Here is a 20435-nt window from a genome sequence, read left to right as displayed (position 1 = left end):
CACCGATGTCCGACATCCTTCAGGCCGCGCTTGCCGCCCTCGCCGACACCCGCACGCTATCCGGCGTCGATCTTTCGTATGCCGATCTTTCGCGGCGCGACCTGTCCGGCTGCACGTTCGACCGCGTGATCTTGCGCGGCGCGAACCTATCGGCCTCACAGCTCGACGCGACTTGCTGGCTGCATTGCGACCTGACCGGCGCACGCGTTGACGGCGCGACACTCGGCGGCTCGAACTGGCGCGAGGTCGCACTGCACGCCGCGAGCCTGCGCGCGACGACGGGCGACGCGTTCGCGATGACAGACGCCGATCTCGCCGAAGCGACGCTAGCCGACGCGCTTTGGGCGCGCTCGACGTTCGAGCGCTGCGACCTCGCCGCCGCGCAGTGCACCGGGGCAAAGCTGCTGCGTTGCGAAACCGTCGATTGCCGCTTCGAGCACACCGACTTCGCGAACGCTGAACTCGAGCGCTTCGCGGCGATGCACGCCGACCTGTCGAGCGCGCGCTTCGACGCCACGCGTCTGACGAACGCGCTCCTCACGAATGCGGATCTGCGCGGGCAACGCTTCGACCACTGCGATCTGACAATGACGCATTTCAACGGCGCGAAGCTGTCCGGCGGCGATTTCCGCGGCGCATCGCTCGTGCAGACGATGTTCTTCAATGCCGACCTCGAGCGCGCAACGCTTGCAGGCGCGCGCGGCCGCCATGTGCGTTTCGCGGACGCGACACTCGTCGGCGCCGATCTCTGCGGAGCGGCGTTCGACGAGACAGATTTCGCGCGCGCCCGCCTGTCGTCGGCGAACGCGCGGGGGCTGCGCGCGCGGATGTCGCTCTTCGCGCATGCCGATTGCGCCGATGCGACGCTCGCGGGCGGCAGCTTCGTTTACTGCGATTTCTCGCACGCGAAGCTGTCGCGCGCCGATTGCACCGACGCCGATTTCTCGCATGCGAACCTGCACGCCGTCGACGATCGCGCCGCCCGCTGGGACGGCGCACGCAAGACCGGCGCGCGCCCGACCGATCCCGCACTCGCGCAGGCCGAACGATGGACCGCGCCCGAACGATAACGCCTAGCGCTTACGCATCGATGATGAACGTTCCTTCCTCTGCCGCGCCGTCGGCTTCGCCACTTCCGCCCGTCGACGCCCCGCGCACACTCGACGCCGGCGCGACGTTGCGCGCGTCGCACGTCACTGGCCGCATCGGCGACTGGCTGCTGCTCGACGACCCGGTCGGCCGCGCGCGACGCGCCGACGGCTGCGTGCTCGCACCCGACATCGGCGACAGCGTGCTGATCTGGGCGTGCGCGAACGCACGCGCGGGCGTGGCCGACGACGCATCCGGCGCGCCGTCCGCTTACGTACTCACGGTGCTTGCACGCGCCGGCGCGCCCCAGGCCGCGCTCGCGCTGCCGGGCGGCGTCGTGTTCGAAACCGGCATCGACGGGCTGCGCATCGACGCGCCGCGCATCGCGCTCGCGGCGCGCGACCGGATCGACGCCCGTGCGGCGCGTGTCGACCTGAGCGCGCATCGCGCATGCGTGCGCGCCGCGCATCTCGACGCGTGCGCGCAGTCGATAGACGGCCGCGCGCACGACGTGCGGCTCGTTGCGCGCCGCTTCACGTCGACGATCGGCCGCGCACTGCACACGCTTGGCGATTGCTTTCGCCGCGTGCGGGGCGTCGACGACACGCGCGCGAGCCGAGCGCGCTGGCAGATCGACGAGCGCGCGCATCTGCACGCGCGAGATGTCACGCTGCTCGCCGACCGTCACGTCGGCATCGACGGCGAACGCATCGACCTCGGCTGATTTTCTCTTCCTGATTCGGAGTTCAAACATGTTTGTCGTCACTACCGCGTCCGGCCTGTGCATGAGCCCCGCCGACGTCTGCAAAACGCCGACGCCGACCGGCCCGGTTCCCATCCCGTATCCGAACACCGGCGCGCCGATGATGGCCTCTTCGATCACGACGAAAGTACTCGTCTGCGGCATGCCCGCGCTCACCAAGAAATCGACGATTCCGATGACGAACGGCGATCAGCCCGGCACCGTCGGCGGCGTGATGTCCGGAAAGATCATGGGCAAAGTCGAATTCGCGGCGGGCAGCACGAAGGTCAAGTTCGAAGGCAGCCCCGTCGTGCGGCTCTCGACGCCGACGAAGCACAACGACGGCAATGCGACCGGCGCCGTGCTGCAACCGAGCCAGCAAAAAGTGATGGCGATGAGCTGAGGATTCGACATGAACGATCAACGGATTTCCGCACGGACGACGGCGCGCCGCCTCGCGGCGCGCGCGTGCGCCGTCGCCGCACTCGCCGCACTCGCCGCACTCGCCGCACTCGCCGCACTCGCCGCACTCGCCGCGTTGGCGGGCTGTGCGGCGGGCGTTACCGAAGAGCAGGCGCGCGCCGACGTGCGATGGGACTACGTGCCCGACGCGCTGCGCATCGATATCGATGCGTCGCCACGGCTGAACGAATACCTGAACGCGCCGCACACGCTGCTGCTCACGATTTTCCAGACCGCGGACGCGCAGGCGTTCCGCAACCTCGCCGACGATCCGGACCGGCTGCGCGCGACCCTCGCGGCGGGCGGGACGGCGACAGGCTTCATTCAGACCACACGCTACGTCGTCTCGCCGGGCGCGCGCGTCGCGCTATCGATCGATCGTGCGCAGCAGGCCCGCTACATCGGCATCGTCGCCGGCTACTACGACACCGACGGCCCTCGCTCCATGCGGCTCTATGACGTCCCGTTGCAAATCGACAAGCGCGGCTGGTTCTCGTCCACCTATCGCGCCGCGCCGCGGACGCTCGAACTGAAGCTGCGGCTCGGCGCGCAGAGCATCACCGACGCGCGCGAAACACGCCTGAGGCTGCCGCCACCCGGCGCGCGCGCATGGACGCTGCTCGACTGCGGCGCGAAGTCGCTAACGCTGCCGCCCGACGATGCAGGCGAAGACCAGCACGGCCGCGACGCGACCGGCGCGCGGCGCAAGCCATGACTCACGAACCCGAAACGTACGACATGGAAAACGTCTATTGGCATCAGGGCATGCTCCTGCAGCCGCAACACTTTCAGCTGGCCGAACTGCAGCAGCAGTTCCGCGCCGAGCCGTGGCTCGCGTCCGGCCCCCCGCACTTCTGGGGCATCGGCGCGCTTTCGCTCGCGCAAGCCGCGATCGACAATCGCGTGGTCGAGATCCGCTCCGCGCACCTGCTGTTTTCCGACCGCAGTTATGTCGAGTATCCGGGCAACGCGGTCATCGCCGCGCGTGCGTTCGATCCCGCGTGGCTCGACGACGGCCGGGCGCTCGTCGCTCATGTCGCGCTAAAGCGGCTCGCGCGGGGCGCGAACAACGTGACGGTCGCAGCCGCCGCCGACGCGCTGCCGAGCGCGGCGACGCGCTATGCAACGCTGCCGTCCGCCGACGACGTCGGCGATCTCTACTCGGACCACCCGCCCGCGCCGGTGCGCACGCTCAAGCACGTGCTGAAGATCGTCTTCGAGCACGAACTCGACGCGCTCTGCGGGCACGAGACGATCCCGTTCGCGCGCATCGTGCGCGACGGTGAGCGTCTGCGGCTCGACGACGAATTCGTGCCGCCTTGCTACGCGCTGTCCGGCTCGCGCGGACTGCTCGACCGAATCCGCTGCATTCGCGACGAGCTCGCGGGCCGCGCGCGCAGGCTGCAGCAGTACAAAAGTCCGCGCGAAATGCAGCATGCCGAATTCGACGCGAGCTACATGACGCTCCTGCTCGCGCTGCGCTCGCTGAACCGCTTCGGCCCGCTGCTGTTCCATCTCGCCGAATGCGATCAGTTGCATCCGTGGACGATCTACGGCGCGCTGCGGCAACTCATCGGCGAACTGAGCGCCTTCTCCGAGCGCTTCGACATGCTCGGCGAAACGCTCGACGCGAGCGGCGGCTTGCCGCCGTACGACCATCGCGATCTGGGCACCTGCTTCTCGCGCGCGCACGCGCTGATCGTCCATCTGCTCGACGAGATCGCGGTCGGCCCCGACTGCGTCGCGACGTTCGAACCCGACGGAGCGCACCAGCCCGCGCAGTGGTCCACGCAACTGCCGCCCGACCTCTTTGGCGACCGCCATCTGTTCTATCTGGCGATCCGCAGCGAGCATGATGCGGACACGATCGCGCAGCGCTTTCTGCACGGCGGCCGTATTGCCGCGACCGACGAGATGCCCCAGCTCACCGCACTCGCGCTGCCGGGTGTCGAGCTGACCCGCCTGCCGTGCGCACCGCAGCGGCTGCCGCGCCGCAGCGGCACGCAGTACTTTCGGATCGAGCAGACCGGCCGCCAGTGGGACGCAATCAGGCGCGATGGGCGCGTGTCGTTGCGCTGGCACGACGCGCCGGACGACCTGCAAGCGGAACTCGCCGCAGTGAGGCACGTGTCATGAAACTGTCCGATTCGATGATGCCGCTCGTCGCATACGCGCGGCAGTTCACGCAACACCCGCGCGGCGACGCCGCTGAAGTTGCGCTGCGGTTTGAAATTCTGATCGAAAGCGCGCGCGATCACGCGGCGTGCGGCGGCGCATCCGAAGCCGACGTCGACGATGCGCTGTTCGCCGTTTGCGCATGGATCGACGAAGCAATACTGAACAGCGGCTGGGACGACGCCGATCGGTGGACGTTGCGGCTTCTGCAGAAACGCTACTTTGACACGTCGCACGCAGGCGTCGAATTCTTTGAGCGCCTCGAAACGCTCGACGGCGAGCGCGCGGACGTGCTGGAGGTCTTTCTCCTTTGCCTGCGGCTCGGCTTTCGCGGCCGATACGGCTACGACGGCGACAGCAGGCCGCTCGAAGCGATCCAGCGCCGCGCGATCGAAGCACTGTCGGCGCAAGCGGCCTCGCGCGCCGCAGGCGAGCCGCCGTTTCCAGCCGCCTATGCGGGCATCGAGTCGCACGCCACGGTGGCAAAAGCGCGCGCACACCGCCGCATCGGGTTCGCGGGCCTGAACTTCGGATTGCCGCTCGCGATCCTCTTGTCGCTTTATTTGATCTATCACATCGTCATCGCGCGGATGGTCGACTCGGTGCTTCCCATCATCGCGCGAATGGTCGACTCGGACCTCCCCGGATTGCAATGAAGATCATCGGCATGGTAATCGCGCGCATCGCCGCGTTGGTCGCACTCGCCGCGTTCAGTTGGGCAACCGCGCTCTATTTCGACTGGCCGCTGTGGTGCGCGCCCGCCACGTTCTGCGCGGCGCTCGCCGGATGGCTCCTGGTCCGGGTCGCGCGCCGCGCATGGCGCGCCGTGCGCGCACGCGGGCAATTGGCGCGACTCGACGCGTCCGAGCGCCTGCCTGCCGATCTCGAGACGCCCGAAAAGCGCGTCGCCGCGCGTTGGCAGGCCTCGCTCGCCGCGCTCGAGCGCGCCGTGCCCGCCCCTGGCCTGCTGGGTCGCCCGCGGGACGCCCTGCCATGGTATCTCGTGATCGGCCGCTCCGGCTCAGGCAAGACGACCGCGCTGACCCGCGCGCGTGTCGCATCGCCACTGCGGCGCGCGCGCCGCGATGCACTCATCGAACCGACCGAGGATTGCGATTGGTGGTGTTTCGACGACGCGGTCGTACTGGATTTCGCGGGCCGCTTCACCGAGCCCGACGCGACGGACGCCGACCGGCACGAATGGAGCGCGATCCTCGATCGGCTCGGCCGCACGCGCGCGCGCAAAGGCATCAATGGCGTCGTCGTCGCGATCGATGCGCCGCGCCTTGTCGAAGCCGATCGCGACGCGCTGACGATCGACGGCTGCGCCATCCGCGAACGACTCGAGCACCTGATCCGGTTGTTCGACCGGCGCTTCCCGGTCTACGTGCTCGTCACGCAGTGCGACCGGCTCTACGGCTTCGAGGAATGGAGCGCGCAACTCGCGGCGCAAGACCGTGAGCGCGCGTTCGGCTATCTCGGCGATCACGACGCGAACGCGTTCGTCTCGCACGCATTCGACAGCCTCGACGCGCGTCTGAGCGTGCTGCGGACGGCGCTAACGGCGCGCGGCGAGCCGCCGTCGCCACGCACGCTCATGCTGCAGCACGAACTGGCACGACTGCGGCCCGCGCTCGACGCGTTCACGCGCGCGGCGTTCGGCCCGAACGTCTATCAGGAGACGCCGCATCTGCGCGGTCTGCTGTTCGCGAGCGGCCGACAGACAGGCGGCGCGCATTCGCTGACGCTGCCCGACTGGCTCGACGCTGCGCCCGCGCGCAGGCCCGACGACGCCGGCCTGTTCCTGCACGACGTGTTCGCACGCGTGCTGCCGAGCGAGCGTGACGCGTCGCGCCCCGTCGAGCGGCCGAGCCGCTCGCGGCTGACGCTGCGCCGTCTCGCCCTGGGCGCGTGGCTGCTCGCGTGTGTCGCGGTCGGGCTGCTGATGACCGCGTCGTTCGTCGGCGACGTGCGGACCGTCGAGCGGGTCCGCCGCGACTATCCCGCGCATACGCGCTTCGCAGGCGAGCTCCGGCGCGATGCGGCAACGCTCGAGCGGATCCGCCGCGTGATCGGCGACGTCGAGCAGCGCGACGATCGGCCGTTCGTGCGCACGATCGCCGGCGCCACGCCCGTCGGCAGGCTCGAAGCGGAACTCAAGCGCCGCTACGTCGCGCATTATCGACGGTCGATCGAGCCTTCCGCCGACCGGCTGTTCTTCGGTGAGCCGGACGATGCAGGCGACGCGCGCGCGGACAGCGGTGGCGATGTCGCCGCGCGCGTCCGCAATCTGGTCCGCTACGTGAACCTGATGCAGGCGCGCCAGCGCGGCGCGGACCGCGAGACGCTCGTGCGAATGCCCGCGCTGGCAATCGCCCGTGCGCCGAACGAAGACGGTGCAGACGGCACGCGCGATCGTAACGACGGACCATCGCCGCGCATCGACGCACTCGCTGTCGACCACATTGCCTGGAGCGCACCGGACGACGGCGCGCTCGCAGCTCGCATCGCGGCCGCGCAGGCGCAGCTCGAACGGCTCGCGTACCGCGATCCCAACGGCGCATGGCTGCTCGACGTGCCCGACGCGTCGACGCCGCACGACGTGACGCTCGCCGACTTCTGGCCGGCCGCCGCGGCGCGCGCGCTGCCCCCCGCGCTGCGCGACGTGCGGGTGTCGGCCGCGCTGACGGCTGCGCATCGTCCGGCGATCGACGCGTTCCTCGACGAGATGGCGCAGGCCGTCGCGAACCAGCCCAGGTTCGCGTTCCATCGCAACGCGTTCGACGCGTGGTATCGCGCGCAGCGAATCGACGCATGGCGCGATTTCGCCGCTCGCTTCCCGCAGGGCGAGCAATTGTTGACGACGCAAGCGCAATGGCGCGTGGTGATCGACCGAATTCCCGACCGCCGCGATCCGTTCGCGGCGCTGCTGGCGCGCGTCACGCGTGAATTCGAATCCGCGCGCGACGATGCGCTGCCGCCGTGGCTGCGGTTCGTCCGGATGGCTTCACGCATGCTCGCGCCCGTCTGGGCGCCCAAGCCAGACAGCGGCCTCGGCGCGCTGCTCGGCTCGATTTCGCGCAGCGGCGGCCGGGCGTTGCGCGAAACGCTCGGCGGCGCGCCCGCGCAAGGCCGGTTGACGCTCGAGCGCGACGCCGCGCTGCGCGACGCGCTCGTCGACTACGATCGGCGCGTCGCCGCACTCGCCGTCGACGCGCTCGCGGGCACGGGCGCCGCCTACCGACTCGCAGCCGACTTCCACGGGTTCGGCGCCGATGCGTCCGTCGAAGCGTCCGCGATGCGGGCAGCCGACGACGCGCTACGCGGCGTCAAGCAGCTCGCAGGCGATCGCGATGTCGGCGGCGACGTTGTCTGGAGCCTCATCGGCGGCCCACTGCATTCGGTGTTCGGGTATGTCGAGCGGCAGGCGTCTTGCGCACTGCAAAGCGACTGGGAGCGCGACGTGCTGTGGCCGCTCAAGCGCGCGGCGACGCAAGACGACGCGGACGACCGGCTGTACGGCCCGCAAGGAGCGATCTGGGCGTTCATCGACGGTCCCGCGAAGCCGTTCGTGCGCGTCGGCGCGGCGCGTGCGTCGGTGGTCGACACGCTCGGCTACCGACTGCCGTTCACCGACACGTTCCTGCCGCTCCTCGACGACGCGGCCGCCCGTCGCGTCGCGCAAACGCGGCGCGACGCCGAGCGGCGCGCGCAACAGCAGGCAGCGGCGGAACTCGATGAGCAAATCGCATCGCTCGGCCGACAGATCGACGCGCTCCATGCGCAGACGATGCACATCGGGATCGTCGCGCAGCCAACCGACGTAAATCCGGATGCGCAGGCGAAGCCGTTCGAGACGACGCTGACACTGCAATGCGCACCGCAAGCGCGCACGCTGACGAACTACAACTTCCGCGTATCCGAGCAAATCGATTGGCGGCCCGATCAATGCGGCGACGCGACGCTACGCATCGCGCTCGGTGGCGTCACGCTCGTGCGTCGCTATACAGGGCCGCTCGGCGTCGCGCGCTTCGTCCAGGATTTCCGCTACGGCGTGCGCCGTTTCACGCCCGGTGATTTCCCCGACGCGAAAGCCCAGCTCGATCGCCTCGGCGTGCGCTACATCGATGTGCGATACGACTTCTCGGGGCAGGACGCGCTGCTCGCGCAAGTCGGCCGGATCGACACGCTCGAACGGACGCGCCGCGACAACATCGCGCGCCAGCGGCGCAACACGACTCGGCAGAACGACGAAACGGCCGCGAGCGCTGCGGCATCCGCGGCGGGTGTCGCACTGCCTCCCCGCATCGGAGCGTGCTGGGGTGACCCGGCGCGCGACGGGCGAAACGCCGGACAAGGCGCGTGATCCGCCGTCCCTTGCAAACCGGCGGCGCGCGCAGCGCCGCCTATTCATCGAACCCGTTCATGTCCCTCTTCGATCTTGCCATGATGAAACGCACTTCGACACACCCTGACCATCCCAACGCGCCGCGTTCGGCGCATCGTCTCGTCCGCCCGTCCCGTACCGGCTCGGCCACGACGCGCCGTCGCCCGTACGGCGTCAGCTCGGCGCTCGCGCTAGCCGTCGCGTCGTTCGCCGGATGCGGCGGAGGCGACGATTCGAACCAGCCCGCCACGAGCGCGCTCGCGCCGCCGGCCGTGCAACTCTTGAATCCGGTACAACCAGCGGCGCCGCAGCCGAATCCGCCCGCGGTCGTATCCGCCGGCGTCGCGCCGACGCACGCGGCATTGCGCCGTCCAACGATCGTGCTCGAATTCGATCGTGCGATCGAGCCGCGCTCGGTCAGCAACATCGCGCTACACGACGGCAATCGCGCGAGCGTTGCCATCGGCCCGTTGTCGTGGCTGAGCGATCGCCAACTTTCTTTCACGCCGCTTGTGCCGCTCAACTCGAACAGCCGGTACGAAATCGTACTGCCGACCGGGATCGAGAGCGTGACGGGAGAACGGTCGGCGCACCGCATGACGGCCAGCTTCGACACTGCGCAGACCACACCGCCGCGCGGTTTGTCGAACCTCGGCAACACATGCTTCATCCATGCGGCGCTGCAGCTGGCCGTCCATTCGACAGCGCTCGACGACATCCTGTCGAACGCCGCTGTCGATTCCGCCGTTCGCGCGCTGCTCGACCGTTATGACGCCGCGACAGCCAGCGAACTCGACGGACGGTGGCGCGCAGCCGTCGCCGCGCTGCGCGCGCTGCCGCAGTTTACCGGCAACGGTCCGGGATACACATCAGAGGTATTGGCGGCGCTGCAGATGCCGCTGCATCGGGCGGATAACGCGGACGCAATACGCTACGCGCCGCCGCAAGCAAAGGCGTTCCATCTGACGACCGGCATGCCGCTCAGCTACGCGGATCTGCCGAACCCTGACCGCCTCGTCGCATTCGACTTCAACACGGGCGGCCATTACATCGCCTATGTGAAGCGGGATTCGATCTGGTACCGCGTCGACGACGACCGTGTGACCGAAGTCACGGAGCAGCAGTTGTCCGCCCTGCCGGCTTATAACCCCCAGGGCGGCTTGGCGATCGAGTTCGCGATCTATCGCTGATCGGCCAGCACGCGCACCGCGTCGACGCCGTTCGCGGCGTCGAGCGACGCGGTTTCGCTGCGGCGTCCCCGCGCCGCGCGCCGCACTTCGCCGGGCGTCTTGCCGAAGCGCTGGCGAAACAGCTTGCCGAACGTCGACTGATCCGGGAAACCACACGCGTGCGCGATCTCGCCGATGCTGAGCGCAAGCCCCGGTTGCTCGAGGTAGCCGACGCTGCGGTTCAACCTTGCGTCGCGAATCGCCGCCTTCACCGTCTGCGATTCGTGGCGGAACAATCGATAAAGCTGTGTGCGCGAGCAATGGATCGCGTCGGCGATCCGGTCGGGCGTCAGGGTCTGCAAATGGAGATGCTGGCCGATGTAGCGGTACGCGGCCTGCAGACGGTCACCGCGCGCGGGCGCGGCGAGCGGTGTCCGCGCCGACAGCGCCGCCTGCAGCAGCGTGCGGCCGAGGTCGGCCGCGCGCGCGAGCACGTAATCGAGCTCGTCGGACGACAGCGCCGGGGCGTGGCCACCGATGAGCGCCAGATCGGCCGCGAGAAACGGCGCGAGCCTGCCCCTTTGCAGCGAAACCGCGGGGGGCGACGCATCCATCGCCGTCTGGCCGAGCGTCTGCCCCAACGAAGAACGCGGCAAACTCAGCGCGCTGAAACACGGCTCGTCCCAGCGCACGCGCATCGGACGGCCGCCGTCGAGCACGAACAGCTCGTTCGCGCGAAAGCGCACGTCCGGCGAGCCTGGCGCCTCGACCACGCATTCGCCCGCGTGCAGCGCGCAGATCGTCATATACGCATCGGTCGTTGCGGCGCTCAGCCACGCTTGCGTGATCCGCGCGTCGAGCGACGCGCCGCGAAAACGGACGAACCGGCCGCGCTCGCCTCGGCACAGAAAGCCGTGCCCATGAAACGCCCGCGGCTGTTTCGCGCGCACTTCCTCGCAGTGGAACACGTGTGCGCCCCAGAAAGCCGTTCCGCGCGCGAGCGGCATGTCGTCGGTGGAAAAGAACTGCAGCAGCGTGCTGCCGCCGAGCGCGTGCATCTTCGCCATGGTGAAGGCCGGTGAAATAAGAGGCGCCGTGCGTGTCGCGTTGCGTGTGTCGCGTCGCATGAGTTGCGCGGCGCGGGGCGCGTGTCATGCAACGCAAACGGAACCCGCTGCGTGCATCGCGCGATATGCGTCGTGCGCTGTGCTGCGCGAGCGGCATGCGGTGCATCGAGATGCCCGACGGGCCCGCCCGCGTTTCCGCCGCACCGCGCACGGGGTGGCGGGCTTGCGCGGCATCCGCCGCCCGCGCCGCCGGCCCGCGTGCGCATCCGCCCCGACGCGAGCCGTCTGCCCGGGGCGCGCGGGGCGCGGCGCGCGTTCAGGGCGTCAGATGCTGCGTGCGCTGGGGCAAGACCTTGTACTTTCGATCCTCGGGCCGGTCGCCGATGTGCCGAACGACGAACGCATCGAGTTTTCTCAGCTCGCGCCGTTCGAAATACAGGCCGCGATGCACGACGCATTTGACCGCTTCGCGCATCTTGCCGAACAGCCCTTTCCTGTCGAGCTTCTCGCCGACCTCGCGAACGTTCGCGGCAATTCGGTTTCGTTTCGCAAGCAACACTGGGGTGCTGACGGCGCTGTTAAAGCGGATCTCCTTGAGCACATCCATTCTGATGGCCTTGATCTCGCTCCTCATCGTCAAATGCCGCTCGTCGCCGTTCCGTTTCGCATGTCCTTTGACCGAGACGCCTCGATCGTTCAAAGGCGCGGGGCGGTGCTCCAGCGACCGCGGGAGTGCCTCATACTGCTTCGTGATTGGCTTCATGATCTGTTTCCTTGTCCTGAACATTAACGAACGTTCATTCTCCGCCGCGGATCGGCCCTGCACTTTCACAAATCGGTCGGCTGGCTGCGAGGCGGGCGTCGCCTGCTTCGTCGCACGAGCAGCTCGAGCCGCACGAATCGCGCAAGCTGCGCGAACAGCGCGAGTCGCGAGGCGCAAGCGCGAACGACGCCGGCGGTCGCGACGCGCGGATTCAACCGCGCAGCGCGCGGGCCGCGCGCGAACCCGCCAGGATGTCCTACGTACGCGCGATAGAACGCGAACTCGCGCCGGCCACGCGCTACATCAGCGGTGCGCACGCATTCGCATATCCGTATCGATACGCCCAATGGATCACGTTCGCGACGTTGCGCGCGCCGAGCTTCTGCATCAGCCGCTGCCGATGGCAATCGACCGTCTTCGGGCTGATGTTGAGCAGCGACGCGATCTCGCGATTGCGCATCCCGTCGGCGATCAGCTTCAGCACCTGCTTCTCGCGCCGCGTCAGCTTGTCGACGGGCGACGCAAGCATGCGGCCGCCGACCGCCGACGCGACCTGCGCCTCGTCGAGCGACGGATCGATGTGAACGCGCCCCGCCATCACGCGCCGGACCGCCTGTACGATGCCGTCCGCGCTGCACCACTTCAGCAGATAGCCGGACGCGCCGAAGCGCATCGCATCCGCCGCGCGCGCCTCCGAGCCGAGCGCGGTGAAGACGACGAACCGCATGTCCGGATACGTGCGCAGGATCTCGCCCATCGCCGGCAGCGGATCGTCGCCCGGCAGCATCACGTCCATCAGCACGAGATCCGGGCGGGCGCGACCGCACAGATCGCTCGCCTCGGCCATGTCGATCGCGCCGCGCACGTCGATTCCCGCATACGCCTTGCCGAGCACGACCTCGATGCCGTCGCGCACGATCGGATGCCTGTCGACGACAAGCACTCTTTCACACTTTCTCTCTACGACCATAATCGACCCTTTGTTGCTCCGATGCATCCTGTCCCGCACGCCCGAGCGGCGCATGTGCCGTCCGCCATGCCCACGCATGCCCGTCACGGTAGCGTGCGCACATCACCGGAAAATTTCAGGTCCGTTGCGTTCGTTTCATTCGCTCGCCGTCCGGCGATCGCGGCGGCGAGCGAACGGGCCGCGCGCCGTCCCCTCGCATCGATTCATCCGCGCAACGCGCGGGCCGCGCGCGAGTCCGCCGGACGGTCCCGCGCGTCGGCGTCGCAGGCGTCCATCCGCTCGAACGTGTCGATCAGGCTTTCGAGGCGCGACGCGAACGCCTCGAACGCGTCGACGAATTCGCGTACGCCGAGATTCGCCGTCGCGATGCGCTCGATCAGCATCACGGCTGCCGTGTCCTCGTCGAGGCCGAGACCACCGCCGCCCGTTTCAGACAGGTCGAGATTGACGGCGAGCATCCGTCTCCAGCGTTGCGCCGGCGCATGCGCCGGGAATTCGCCGAGCATTCCGTACAGCACGAGCGCATCGGGCCGGTCGCGAATCGAGATCATCAGTTGCGTGTCGAGCAGCAGGAAACACTGTCCGTGCTCATCGAAGTCGAGCGGCACGCCCGCCGCTTCGCTCAGCGCGTTCAACCATTCGGTGTGCGTATTCATCGTTCGAGGTTCTCCGTCTGAATCATGCGATTCGAATCGATGCGCGCCGCTGTCCGAGAGGCGGCGGCGCGCGCTTCACGCGGCCTTCATGCACCCGTCACGAGGCGTCCATGCGACCTTCAGGCGACCGCGACCTTCAGGCGGCGATTGCGATCGCCATGAACGCCTCGATCTGGCCGATCATCGCGTGCGCGGCCAGCATCCGCAGCGCGGATGGGGCGTCCGGCGGCGGCGCGCCAAGATGCCGGCCGAGCGTCTCGACGAACACGCGCGCCTTGCGCGTCAGCGCCGCGACGTCGTCGCGAGGCGACGGCGCGCAGCGCTTCATCGCATCGGCAAGATCCGCGTCCGCACGATCGCGATGCTTGCCGGATCGCCCGGCGGACAGCGCGGCGAAATACGCGCCGATCCGCTCGACTTCGCGCGCGTAATCGTCGGGCCGCGCTTGCCGCGGCGCGTGCGCGTTTGCGTGCGCAGCGTGGCCGCGCTCGGCTTCGGGCGCGAGCGCGTCCCGCGCGGCTTGGCCGGCCGATGTCTCGCCGGCCTTCGAAAACGCGCGCCACGCCTGTTGCACCGATGCGCTATCGCCCAGCCGATCGCAGTAGCGCGCGATATCGGCGCGCTGCCGGTTCAACGTGTCGATCCTCGCCTGCACGGCCTGCGCGTATGCATGTGCGCGATTCGGGTCCTCTGCGATCCATGCGGCCTTGAACGGAACGAAGTGCTCGGCGCCGCCGGAGCGCAGCACGCGCAGCGCCATCGACGCGCAGTTTTCCTTCTTGCTGATCATGCGGTATTTGAGCTCGCCCGTCGTCGCCGCCTGTTTCACGCTGCGCGCGTCACGCAACATCGCCGCTTCGTTCAGCCCGAACAGCACGAACGCGCCCTGGCCGGTTGCGTCGCGCTTATCACAGTTGAATCCGATCGCCGGGAAATACACCTTGCGCGCGCTCAGCCCCCATTCGGCCTCCTTGTCCAGTTTCTGGCCGGCTCTCGGGAAAAAACGCGCGTCGTGACGCTCTTCCTGATTCGCGTATTCGTAGCCGTTCACGAGGATCTTTCTCCTCGCCGCGTCGCCTTGGCGAAGCCTCTGCTCCGTTGCATTCGAAATCTCCGAGCGCTTGTCGATCCGATATCCGCTCAGCGTCTTCGGGTCAACACGATCGAAACCCTTGTCGCTCAAGCGCTGGTTCGGCCACCAGCTGACATGCTCATACACATGCCGGCCGGTATCGGCGTTCACCTGATTCTTGATCGTCAGCGACGCGTGCCCCGGATGCTTGACGCCGCTGCATTCCCACGTCCGGAACACGATCTGCCGGGCCAGCGGTTTCGCATCGCCCGTTCCGTGAAAGTGCTCGGCAATCGACACCATGTTGCGCACGAGCCGCCGGTCGAGCGGCGCGCCGTCGCGTCGCGCGCCGTAGTCGAACGCTGCCTTGGCGCCTTCCGCGCCATATCGCTTCGACAGCGCGAGTACGAACACCTCGAGCACGCGACAGTTTTCCGTGCGAACCTGCTCGACGTAGCGCCGCACCGCATCGCAGTGCTTGAGCAGCGGGACGTGCGCGAGAAACGCGAACAGCCGCTCCTTCATGCCCAGCCTCGCGACCGCTGCCGCCGGGCCGCGCGCGCCGTCGCCGACGACGACTCGCTCCCCGGGCCGCGCGCACGCGACGAATGCATCGACATTGATCATCAGCTTCTCCCCTCGACTACGAGACATTCCGATACGGCGCGGCAACCGCGCTCGCCGCCGCGCATGGCTGTCGAGCGGACCGCCGCTCGCCGGGCAAGCCGGCGCACCCGACAGACCGCGCTTCGCTGCAACTCGACATTGACGCCGATGCTGAAGACATTCGTCCGGCGCCGCTTTCAGATTCCGCTCAGGCCGCCGCGCACACGCGGGCACATCCGGCAAGCGGCGCAGCGTCGCGTACAGCGCCCGCATGCGCGCCGCACGCGATTTCCTCATGTGCGCCCCACGCGGCCACGCGGCATCGATCCGTCTCCGGGCGTCGCCACGAAAGCGGTTGCCGCCATCCGCGACCATCCGCGCCCGTTCACGAAGGTGCGTGAGGATTCACGACGATCCGTCGCGGTTCACGCCAGCGCCGAGAACCGCCGCGCATGGCTGCACCTCGACTGCACCTCGACGCGCGTCACCGCCCGAACACCATGCAGCCGCGCATGAGCAATTTATGGAATCGGACCACGCGGCTCGCTCCCTAGAATCGAATCGGTCCGGATATCCGCTTTACGCGTGCGCCGTCGTCGAACGAAACGCGGCGCGGAGGCGGGTGTGCCGGATCCCGTTCCACTCAATCGAGAGCACAACATGACTTACAACCCGAGAATCGGCGGATTCACGCATGTCAATAAGGCGTCGTTCGACGTTCACGCCAAGCACTGCGAAGCGCGACCGCGCACGTCGTTCGCACAGCAGATCAAGCGCATCTTCAGCAAGATCGGCGAGACGCTCGGGCAGCTGTTCCGCCGCGGCACGCCGGACAGCGCGCCCGCGCGAGTCAAGCTGCAGGACGTTCGCTACGTCGGCAGCTATCGGCCCACCGGCGACCCGAAACAGGCGATCCGGCATTTCGTCGACGAGGCGGTCAGGCAGGTCGCCGACACGCGCACCCCCGAGATCCGGCAAGATGCGGAATTCGGCCGGCAGGTCTACGAAGCAACGCTCTGCGCAATCTTCAGCGAAGCGAAGGACCGGTTCTGCATGGATCCCGCCACGCGCGAGGGCAACGTGCGGCCGGCGTTCGTCACGGCGCTCGGCGACGCGGCGCGCGCAACCGGGCTGCCCGGCGCCGACAAGCAAGGCGTGTTCACACCGAGCGGCGCCGGCACGAATCCGCTCTATACCGAGATCCGGCTGCGCGCCGATACGCTGATGGGCGCCGAGCTGGCCGCGCGCCCGGAGTATCGCGAGCTTCAGTCGTATGCGCGGCAGCAGGCGATCGACCTCGTCGCGAACGCGTTGCCGGCTGAGCATTCCGACACGCTCGCCCGCTTCCGGCAGACGGTGCAGACGCTCGACGCCACGTACCGCCGCGCGGCGCAGGAGGCATCGCGCGACGTGAAGGGAGCAGCGGACGCGGCGGGCGCCGCGTGATGAAGTAGCGTGGTCCGGATCGTCCGGCGGGTCCGCCTGGATGATCCGGATCGCGGAGTTCGACGACTTCGACGACTTCGACGACTTCGACGACTTCGACGACTTCGACGCCGGATTCGATGGCTTCGGCGGCGTCAAGAAGTTCAATCGATTCGTCGATCCCGGCTCGATTCACTGCCCGGACCGGCCTCGCATGTCGGCCCTCGTTCGATCACGGTTCGGTCGCCTTTCGATCACCACCCATGCGTCGAACACCCGTCGAGCATCGAGCGATGCACGACGCAACGGAACGCGTCGCACGCCGAAGCGGCCCCCATCGAGGCACACGTCGGACTGCCTGCTCGCCGGCCGCCATCGAAGCGTCCACGCGAGCGCCCATGTCGACGCACTCGCCGGCTCGCCACCGCCGTCTCACTGAACCGACGCTTCCTCGATGACGAGCCCCCGCTCACGCGCCGGCATCGCGCGCGCGGCCGCGCCCCGCTGCGCGGCCGCTTTTCTTTCCCAGGGCCGCGCGACATAGACGTCGTGAACCGCGCGCGCATAGCGCTCGCTCAAGCCCGGCGTGCGGGAGTGGTACGCGCCGACCGCGCGCCACGTGTCGCCGTACTGATCGATCTGCCGGCGCAGCAGCGCCGCGCCGATGCGCGCGTTGACCGACGCGTCGTACAAGCGGAAACGGTCGATTCCCTGATCGCGCAGCGCCGGCAAATGCACCGAATTGATCTGCATCAGGCCGATGTCGGTCGAGCCGTCGTCGTTGCGATGCAGCGCGCGCGGATTCAGCCCCGACTCGTGATACGCGATCGAACGCAGCAGATCGGCGTTGACACCGTAGCGCCGCGCGGCGTCGTCGATGCAGTCCGCGTGCGCGACGCCGCCCGCCGACACGACGCCGATCGCGAACGCCGCGGCCACGCGCGTAACGCGCGTGCGCATGCGTGTCGCGTCCGGACGGCGCGCGCTCATGCTTCGCCCGCGCCGTCCGGATGCGCGGCCGCGCCGAGCAGCGCGGCGACGTCGGCTACCGTCGCGACGTCAGCGAGCCGCGCCCGATCGAGCTGGATGTTCCAGCCCTCGTCGAGCGCCATCGCGAGCTCGATCAATTCGAGCGAATCCATTGCCAGATCCTCGAGCAGCCGCTGCTCCGGCGCGATTTTCGCTTCCGGCACGGCCAGCATGCCGGCCAACAACGTCTTCGCCGCCGCGAGCGCGGCGGCGTCGTTCGGGCACGAGTCGGCCGTCATCGCTTCGCGCCTTTATCGATCGAATCGGCCCAGCCGACGCGCGTCGCGCCCTCGGTCGTCACGATTCTGTCGGCCGGCTCGACGGTCGGAAACGCCCTCGCCGCCCGCGCGCCCGCGTTCGGCCTCGGCAAGCCGACGTCGGGCCGCGATGCGCGCCGGGCGGCCGCGTTGGTCGGCGCGGCCTGCGCCGACGACAGCGCATCGTCGTCGACGAGCGGATAAAGGCCCGCACGCTCCAGTTGCGCACGATTCATCTGCCGGGGATCGACGTTGCGCGTCGCCAGTGCGGAAGGACTCGGCCATGCGCCGCCGTCGGGCGCGACGCTCGATGCGCCGGTCGATGCAAGCGTCGACGCGACGCTCGGAGCGGCCGGCGTCGCCGCCGGCGCGGACGAAGACGAAGACGACGATACGGACGCGCCACCCGGCGCGAACGCATCGCGCCGGGAACCGGCAAACGGGTCGATCCGGCCGAAGCCTTCCGTCGACCGGAGCGGCGTATCGCCGCCCGCGCGAACCCATTTGCCGCTCACCGGATCGCGGGACCACGAACCGGTCGCGGGCGGCATGCCCGGCGCAGGCTCGCCTGTACCGCCGGCGCTGGACGCATCCACGGCGCGCGCCGGCGCGCGCTCGGCCGTGGGCTGCCCGCCCGAACGCACATTCGAATCGTTCGACCGGGCGACTCGCGTGCCGTCTGCGTCGCGCGCCACGTCTTGCGCGTGCACGTCACCCACGTGAAGCGCTGAAGCGCCCGTCGCCCCGTCACGCAACGCACCGGCATCGCCGCGGCGCGCCGCTTCGCCCCCCGCGCTGTCGCTCGCCCCATCCGCGATGCTTCGTTGTCCGGCTTCGCCCGCCGCGCCGGTAACGCCCGCTCCGGGCGTCGCGCGCGCGCCGACGCGGCTGAACGGATCGATCCGCGTCGCGCCTTCGGTGGTCCTGACGATCGGATCGGCCCGGTCCATTCGCCACTTGCCGTCGTCGCCGCGCCGCCACGCGCCCGTCGGCGGCGCATCGGTTCCGACGCCCCGTTCGACGGTCGCCGGCGGCGGCGTGCGCCGGTCGACGGACGGCTCGCTCGCCGCCGATGCCGGCGCATCGTGACGCGGGCCGTCGGCCGGCGCACGCGACGATCCGGTTTGCAATCCGGTTTGCAGCAGTCCGTTTTGCAATCCGGTCGGCGATCCGGCCTGCCGACTGCCTGGCCGATCGCCATCCAGCTCGACGCGCGCGTCAGCCGACGGCGAACCCGGCGTGACATTGGACGTCTGCGCGAACGACACCGGCGATTTTACGACGGTCGAGTGCCCGCCCGTCCGCTCGCGCACGGGAGCGTTCGCATCGTCGGCCGGGCGCTGCGCGCGCGACGGATCGAAACCGTCCATCCGCGTCAGCAGCGCACCCATCATCTTGCCGAGATCGCCGACGAGCTTCTCCAGCCCGTCGAGATTCACGTTCACGTTGTTTTCGTTATGGTTGTTGACGACGACCGGCGCGGCCGGTTGCGGCGCCGCGCCCGACGCAGGCCCGGCGGGCGCCGCCGGCTCGCCGCCCGTCGCGCGCGCACCGCCCGGGTCGGCCGGCGGCCGCTTCAGCGAAACGTCGTTCAGCAACTGATCGGTGCGCCCGAGCAGTTCGAGCGCGGTGCCGACCATGTCGACGAGATTCGTCGCGTGACGCGCGCCGAGCGCGAAGCGCTGCGCGGCGTCCGCCATCCTGAGCTGCGCGTCGCCGCCGTGCCGGTTCACCATCCCGTTCGCGCGCACGTGCCCGTCCATCCGGCCGCCGAGCCGCTCGGACACGAGCGCGTCCGCCGCCGCATCGCCGCGCTCGCGTGCGCGGCCGAACATCGCGTCGGCGATGCCGTCGGTCCTCAGCAACCCGCCGACGCGCTCGCAGAGCTTTCGATAGTCCTTGTTGCCCTCGACGCACAGATCGCGCGACATCGGGCCGGACTTCGCGCCCGATCGCGCGGCGGCCGCGAGAAACGACGCGAGCGCGTCGCCGATCCCGGCGAACGTCTTCGCATGGCTCGCGTCGTCGACCGTCAGGTGCAGCGCGTGCACCGTCAGCGCGAGATGGTCGAGCGCGCGGCGGTCGTGGCCGTTCAGTCGCGCGACGAGCGTCGTCAGCGCGCCGTGACGATCGCCGGCGAGTTCGTTCAGGTAGGCGCGCGCCTGTTCGAGCGACGTCGCGCCATGCGGCCGGCCGGCCGCCGAGTCCGCCGCGCGCGGGCCGTCCTCGGGCGGCGGCATCGCGCGCGACGACACGCTGTCGAGGCGCTGCCGGAACGATTCGCGCAGCGCGCACGCGTCGTGATCGTCGTCGACGCCGCGCCGCACGCCGATGTCCGGCATCGTGTGCCGGCGCGCGCTCGCCACGCGCGTCACGTTGGCCGAGAGACCGCCGCCGCGCCCGGACGAACGCGGGGCGCCGCTCGCGACCGCGGGCGGCGTGCTGTTGATGGACGAAGAACGGTGAATGGACGGCGGCATGGCGGGTTTTTCCTCTTGTCGGTTGCTTCGGAGCGGAGCAAGGGCCGTGCGAGCGCGCGTCGTCGCGGTGCGTGCGGCAGCGAGCC

General features: G+C 69.2%; 19 protein-coding genes. 11 read left to right on the top strand and 8 right to left on the bottom strand.

The window, feature by feature from the left end; genetic code table 11:
* The first annotated feature begins 5 nt into the window (after positions 1-5).
* The 8 genes from tagB-5 (at position 6) to WS62_RS25820 (ending at position 10045) form a co-directional block, all read left to right on the top strand.
* Positions 6-1070 (top strand): type VI secretion system accessory protein TagB-5, encoded by a 1065-nt coding sequence (gene tagB-5 / locus WS62_RS25855; RefSeq protein ID WP_066576992.1) that lies wholly within the window; start codon positions 6-8, stop codon positions 1068-1070.
* Positions 1049-1813 (top strand): DUF3540 domain-containing protein, encoded by a 765-nt coding sequence (locus WS62_RS25850; protein WP_082721289.1) that lies wholly within the window; start codon positions 1049-1051, stop codon positions 1811-1813. The genes tagB-5 and WS62_RS25850 overlap by 22 nt, the downstream gene beginning before the upstream one ends.
* Before the next feature lie 28 nt (positions 1814-1841).
* A complete protein-coding gene (locus WS62_RS25845; RefSeq protein ID WP_066576987.1) occupies positions 1842-2234 on the top strand; it encodes a DUF4150 domain-containing protein in 393 nt (130 codons plus the stop codon).
* A gap of 9 nt (positions 2235-2243) precedes the next feature.
* A complete protein-coding gene (tssJ, locus tag WS62_RS25840) occupies positions 2244-3008 on the top strand; it encodes a type VI secretion system lipoprotein TssJ (protein WP_082721288.1) in 765 nt (254 codons plus the stop codon).
* Between the two features lie 23 nt (positions 3009-3031).
* Complete coding sequence (gene tssK, locus WS62_RS25835) at positions 3032-4429, top strand: type VI secretion system baseplate subunit TssK (protein WP_066576985.1); 1398 nt, start codon at positions 3032-3034, stop codon at positions 4427-4429.
* A complete protein-coding gene (locus WS62_RS25830; RefSeq protein ID WP_066576983.1) occupies positions 4426-5124 on the top strand; it encodes a DotU family type IV/VI secretion system protein in 699 nt (232 codons plus the stop codon). The genes tssK and WS62_RS25830 overlap by 4 nt, the downstream gene beginning before the upstream one ends.
* Before the next feature lie 11 nt (positions 5125-5135).
* On the top strand, positions 5136-8834 hold the full coding sequence (locus tag WS62_RS25825) for a type VI secretion protein IcmF/TssM N-terminal domain-containing protein (protein WP_066577022.1): 3699 nt from the start codon (positions 5136-5138) through the stop codon (positions 8832-8834).
* A gap of 80 nt (positions 8835-8914) precedes the next feature.
* The gene (locus WS62_RS25820) at positions 8915-10045 is read left to right on the top strand and encodes an Ig-like domain-containing protein (RefSeq protein WP_442855103.1); all 1131 of its coding nucleotides are present in this window, start codon (positions 8915-8917) and stop codon (positions 10043-10045) included.
* Here WS62_RS25820 and WS62_RS25815 read toward each other — a convergent pair.
* From WS62_RS25815 to bopA, 5 genes are all read right to left on the bottom strand, one after another.
* Positions 10036-11091, bottom strand: a complete 1056-nt coding sequence (locus WS62_RS25815) for an AraC family transcriptional regulator (RefSeq protein WP_066576979.1) — start codon at positions 11089-11091, stop codon at positions 10036-10038. The two genes, WS62_RS25820 and WS62_RS25815, sit on opposite strands and share 10 nt — an antisense overlap.
* A gap of 316 nt (positions 11092-11407) precedes the next feature.
* Positions 11408-11854 carry a hypothetical protein gene (locus WS62_RS25810; protein WP_231748419.1) on the bottom strand — a complete coding sequence of 149 codons (447 nt, stop codon included), beginning with the start codon at positions 11852-11854 and terminating at the stop codon, positions 11408-11410.
* Positions 11855-12152: 298 nt separating this feature from the next.
* Entirely contained in the window at positions 12153-12824 is a 672-nt protein-coding gene (locus WS62_RS25800; RefSeq protein WP_082721286.1) for a LuxR C-terminal-related transcriptional regulator, read from the bottom strand.
* A 203-nt stretch (positions 12825-13027) separates the two neighbouring features.
* On the bottom strand, positions 13028-13480 hold the full coding sequence (gene sicP / locus WS62_RS25795; protein WP_066576975.1) for a chaperone SicP: 453 nt from the start codon (positions 13478-13480) through the stop codon (positions 13028-13030).
* Between the two features lie 136 nt (positions 13481-13616).
* A complete protein-coding gene (gene bopA, locus WS62_RS25790) occupies positions 13617-15179 on the bottom strand; it encodes an autophagy evasion T3SS effector BopA (RefSeq protein ID WP_066576970.1) in 1563 nt (520 codons plus the stop codon).
* 147 nt (positions 15180-15326) lie between these two features.
* On the opposite strand from bopA, the gene WS62_RS36960 reads away from it, so the two are divergent.
* The 3 genes from WS62_RS36960 (at position 15327) to WS62_RS25780 (ending at position 17022) form a co-directional block, all read left to right on the top strand.
* A complete protein-coding gene (locus WS62_RS36960) occupies positions 15327-15674 on the top strand; it encodes a hypothetical protein (RefSeq protein WP_231748418.1) in 348 nt (115 codons plus the stop codon).
* A gap of 144 nt (positions 15675-15818) precedes the next feature.
* The gene (locus WS62_RS25785; protein WP_066576968.1) at positions 15819-16604 is read left to right on the top strand and encodes a type III secretion protein BopE; all 786 of its coding nucleotides are present in this window, start codon (positions 15819-15821) and stop codon (positions 16602-16604) included.
* A 40-nt stretch (positions 16605-16644) separates the two neighbouring features.
* Positions 16645-17022: a hypothetical protein gene (locus WS62_RS25780; protein ID WP_066576966.1), complete on the top strand. Its 378-nt coding sequence runs from the start codon at positions 16645-16647 to the stop codon at positions 17020-17022.
* On the opposite strand, the gene WS62_RS25775 is transcribed toward WS62_RS25780, so the two are convergent.
* From WS62_RS25775 to WS62_RS25765, 3 genes are read right to left on the bottom strand one after another with little or no spacing between them, the layout of a single operon-like run.
* A complete protein-coding gene (locus WS62_RS25775) occupies positions 17016-17573 on the bottom strand; it encodes a lytic transglycosylase domain-containing protein (RefSeq protein ID WP_066576964.1) in 558 nt (185 codons plus the stop codon). The genes WS62_RS25780 and WS62_RS25775 overlap by 7 nt on opposite strands.
* On the bottom strand, positions 17570-17851 hold the full coding sequence (gene bapB / locus WS62_RS25770) for a T3SS-associated acyl carrier protein BapB (protein WP_066576961.1): 282 nt from the start codon (positions 17849-17851) through the stop codon (positions 17570-17572). Before bapB ends, WS62_RS25775 begins: the two co-directional genes overlap by 4 nt.
* On the bottom strand, positions 17848-20349 hold the full coding sequence (locus WS62_RS25765) for a hypothetical protein (protein ID WP_066576959.1): 2502 nt from the start codon (positions 20347-20349) through the stop codon (positions 17848-17850). The genes bapB and WS62_RS25765 overlap by 4 nt, the downstream gene beginning before the upstream one ends.
* Positions 20350-20435 lie beyond the last annotated feature (86 nt).

Origin of the sequence: Burkholderia sp. ABCPW 14 (genome assembly GCF_001523835.1) — a bacterium.
Lineage (GTDB): Bacteria > Pseudomonadota > Gammaproteobacteria > Burkholderiales > Burkholderiaceae > Burkholderia > Burkholderia mayonis.
This window is presented reverse-complemented; position numbering and strand designations above follow the sequence as displayed.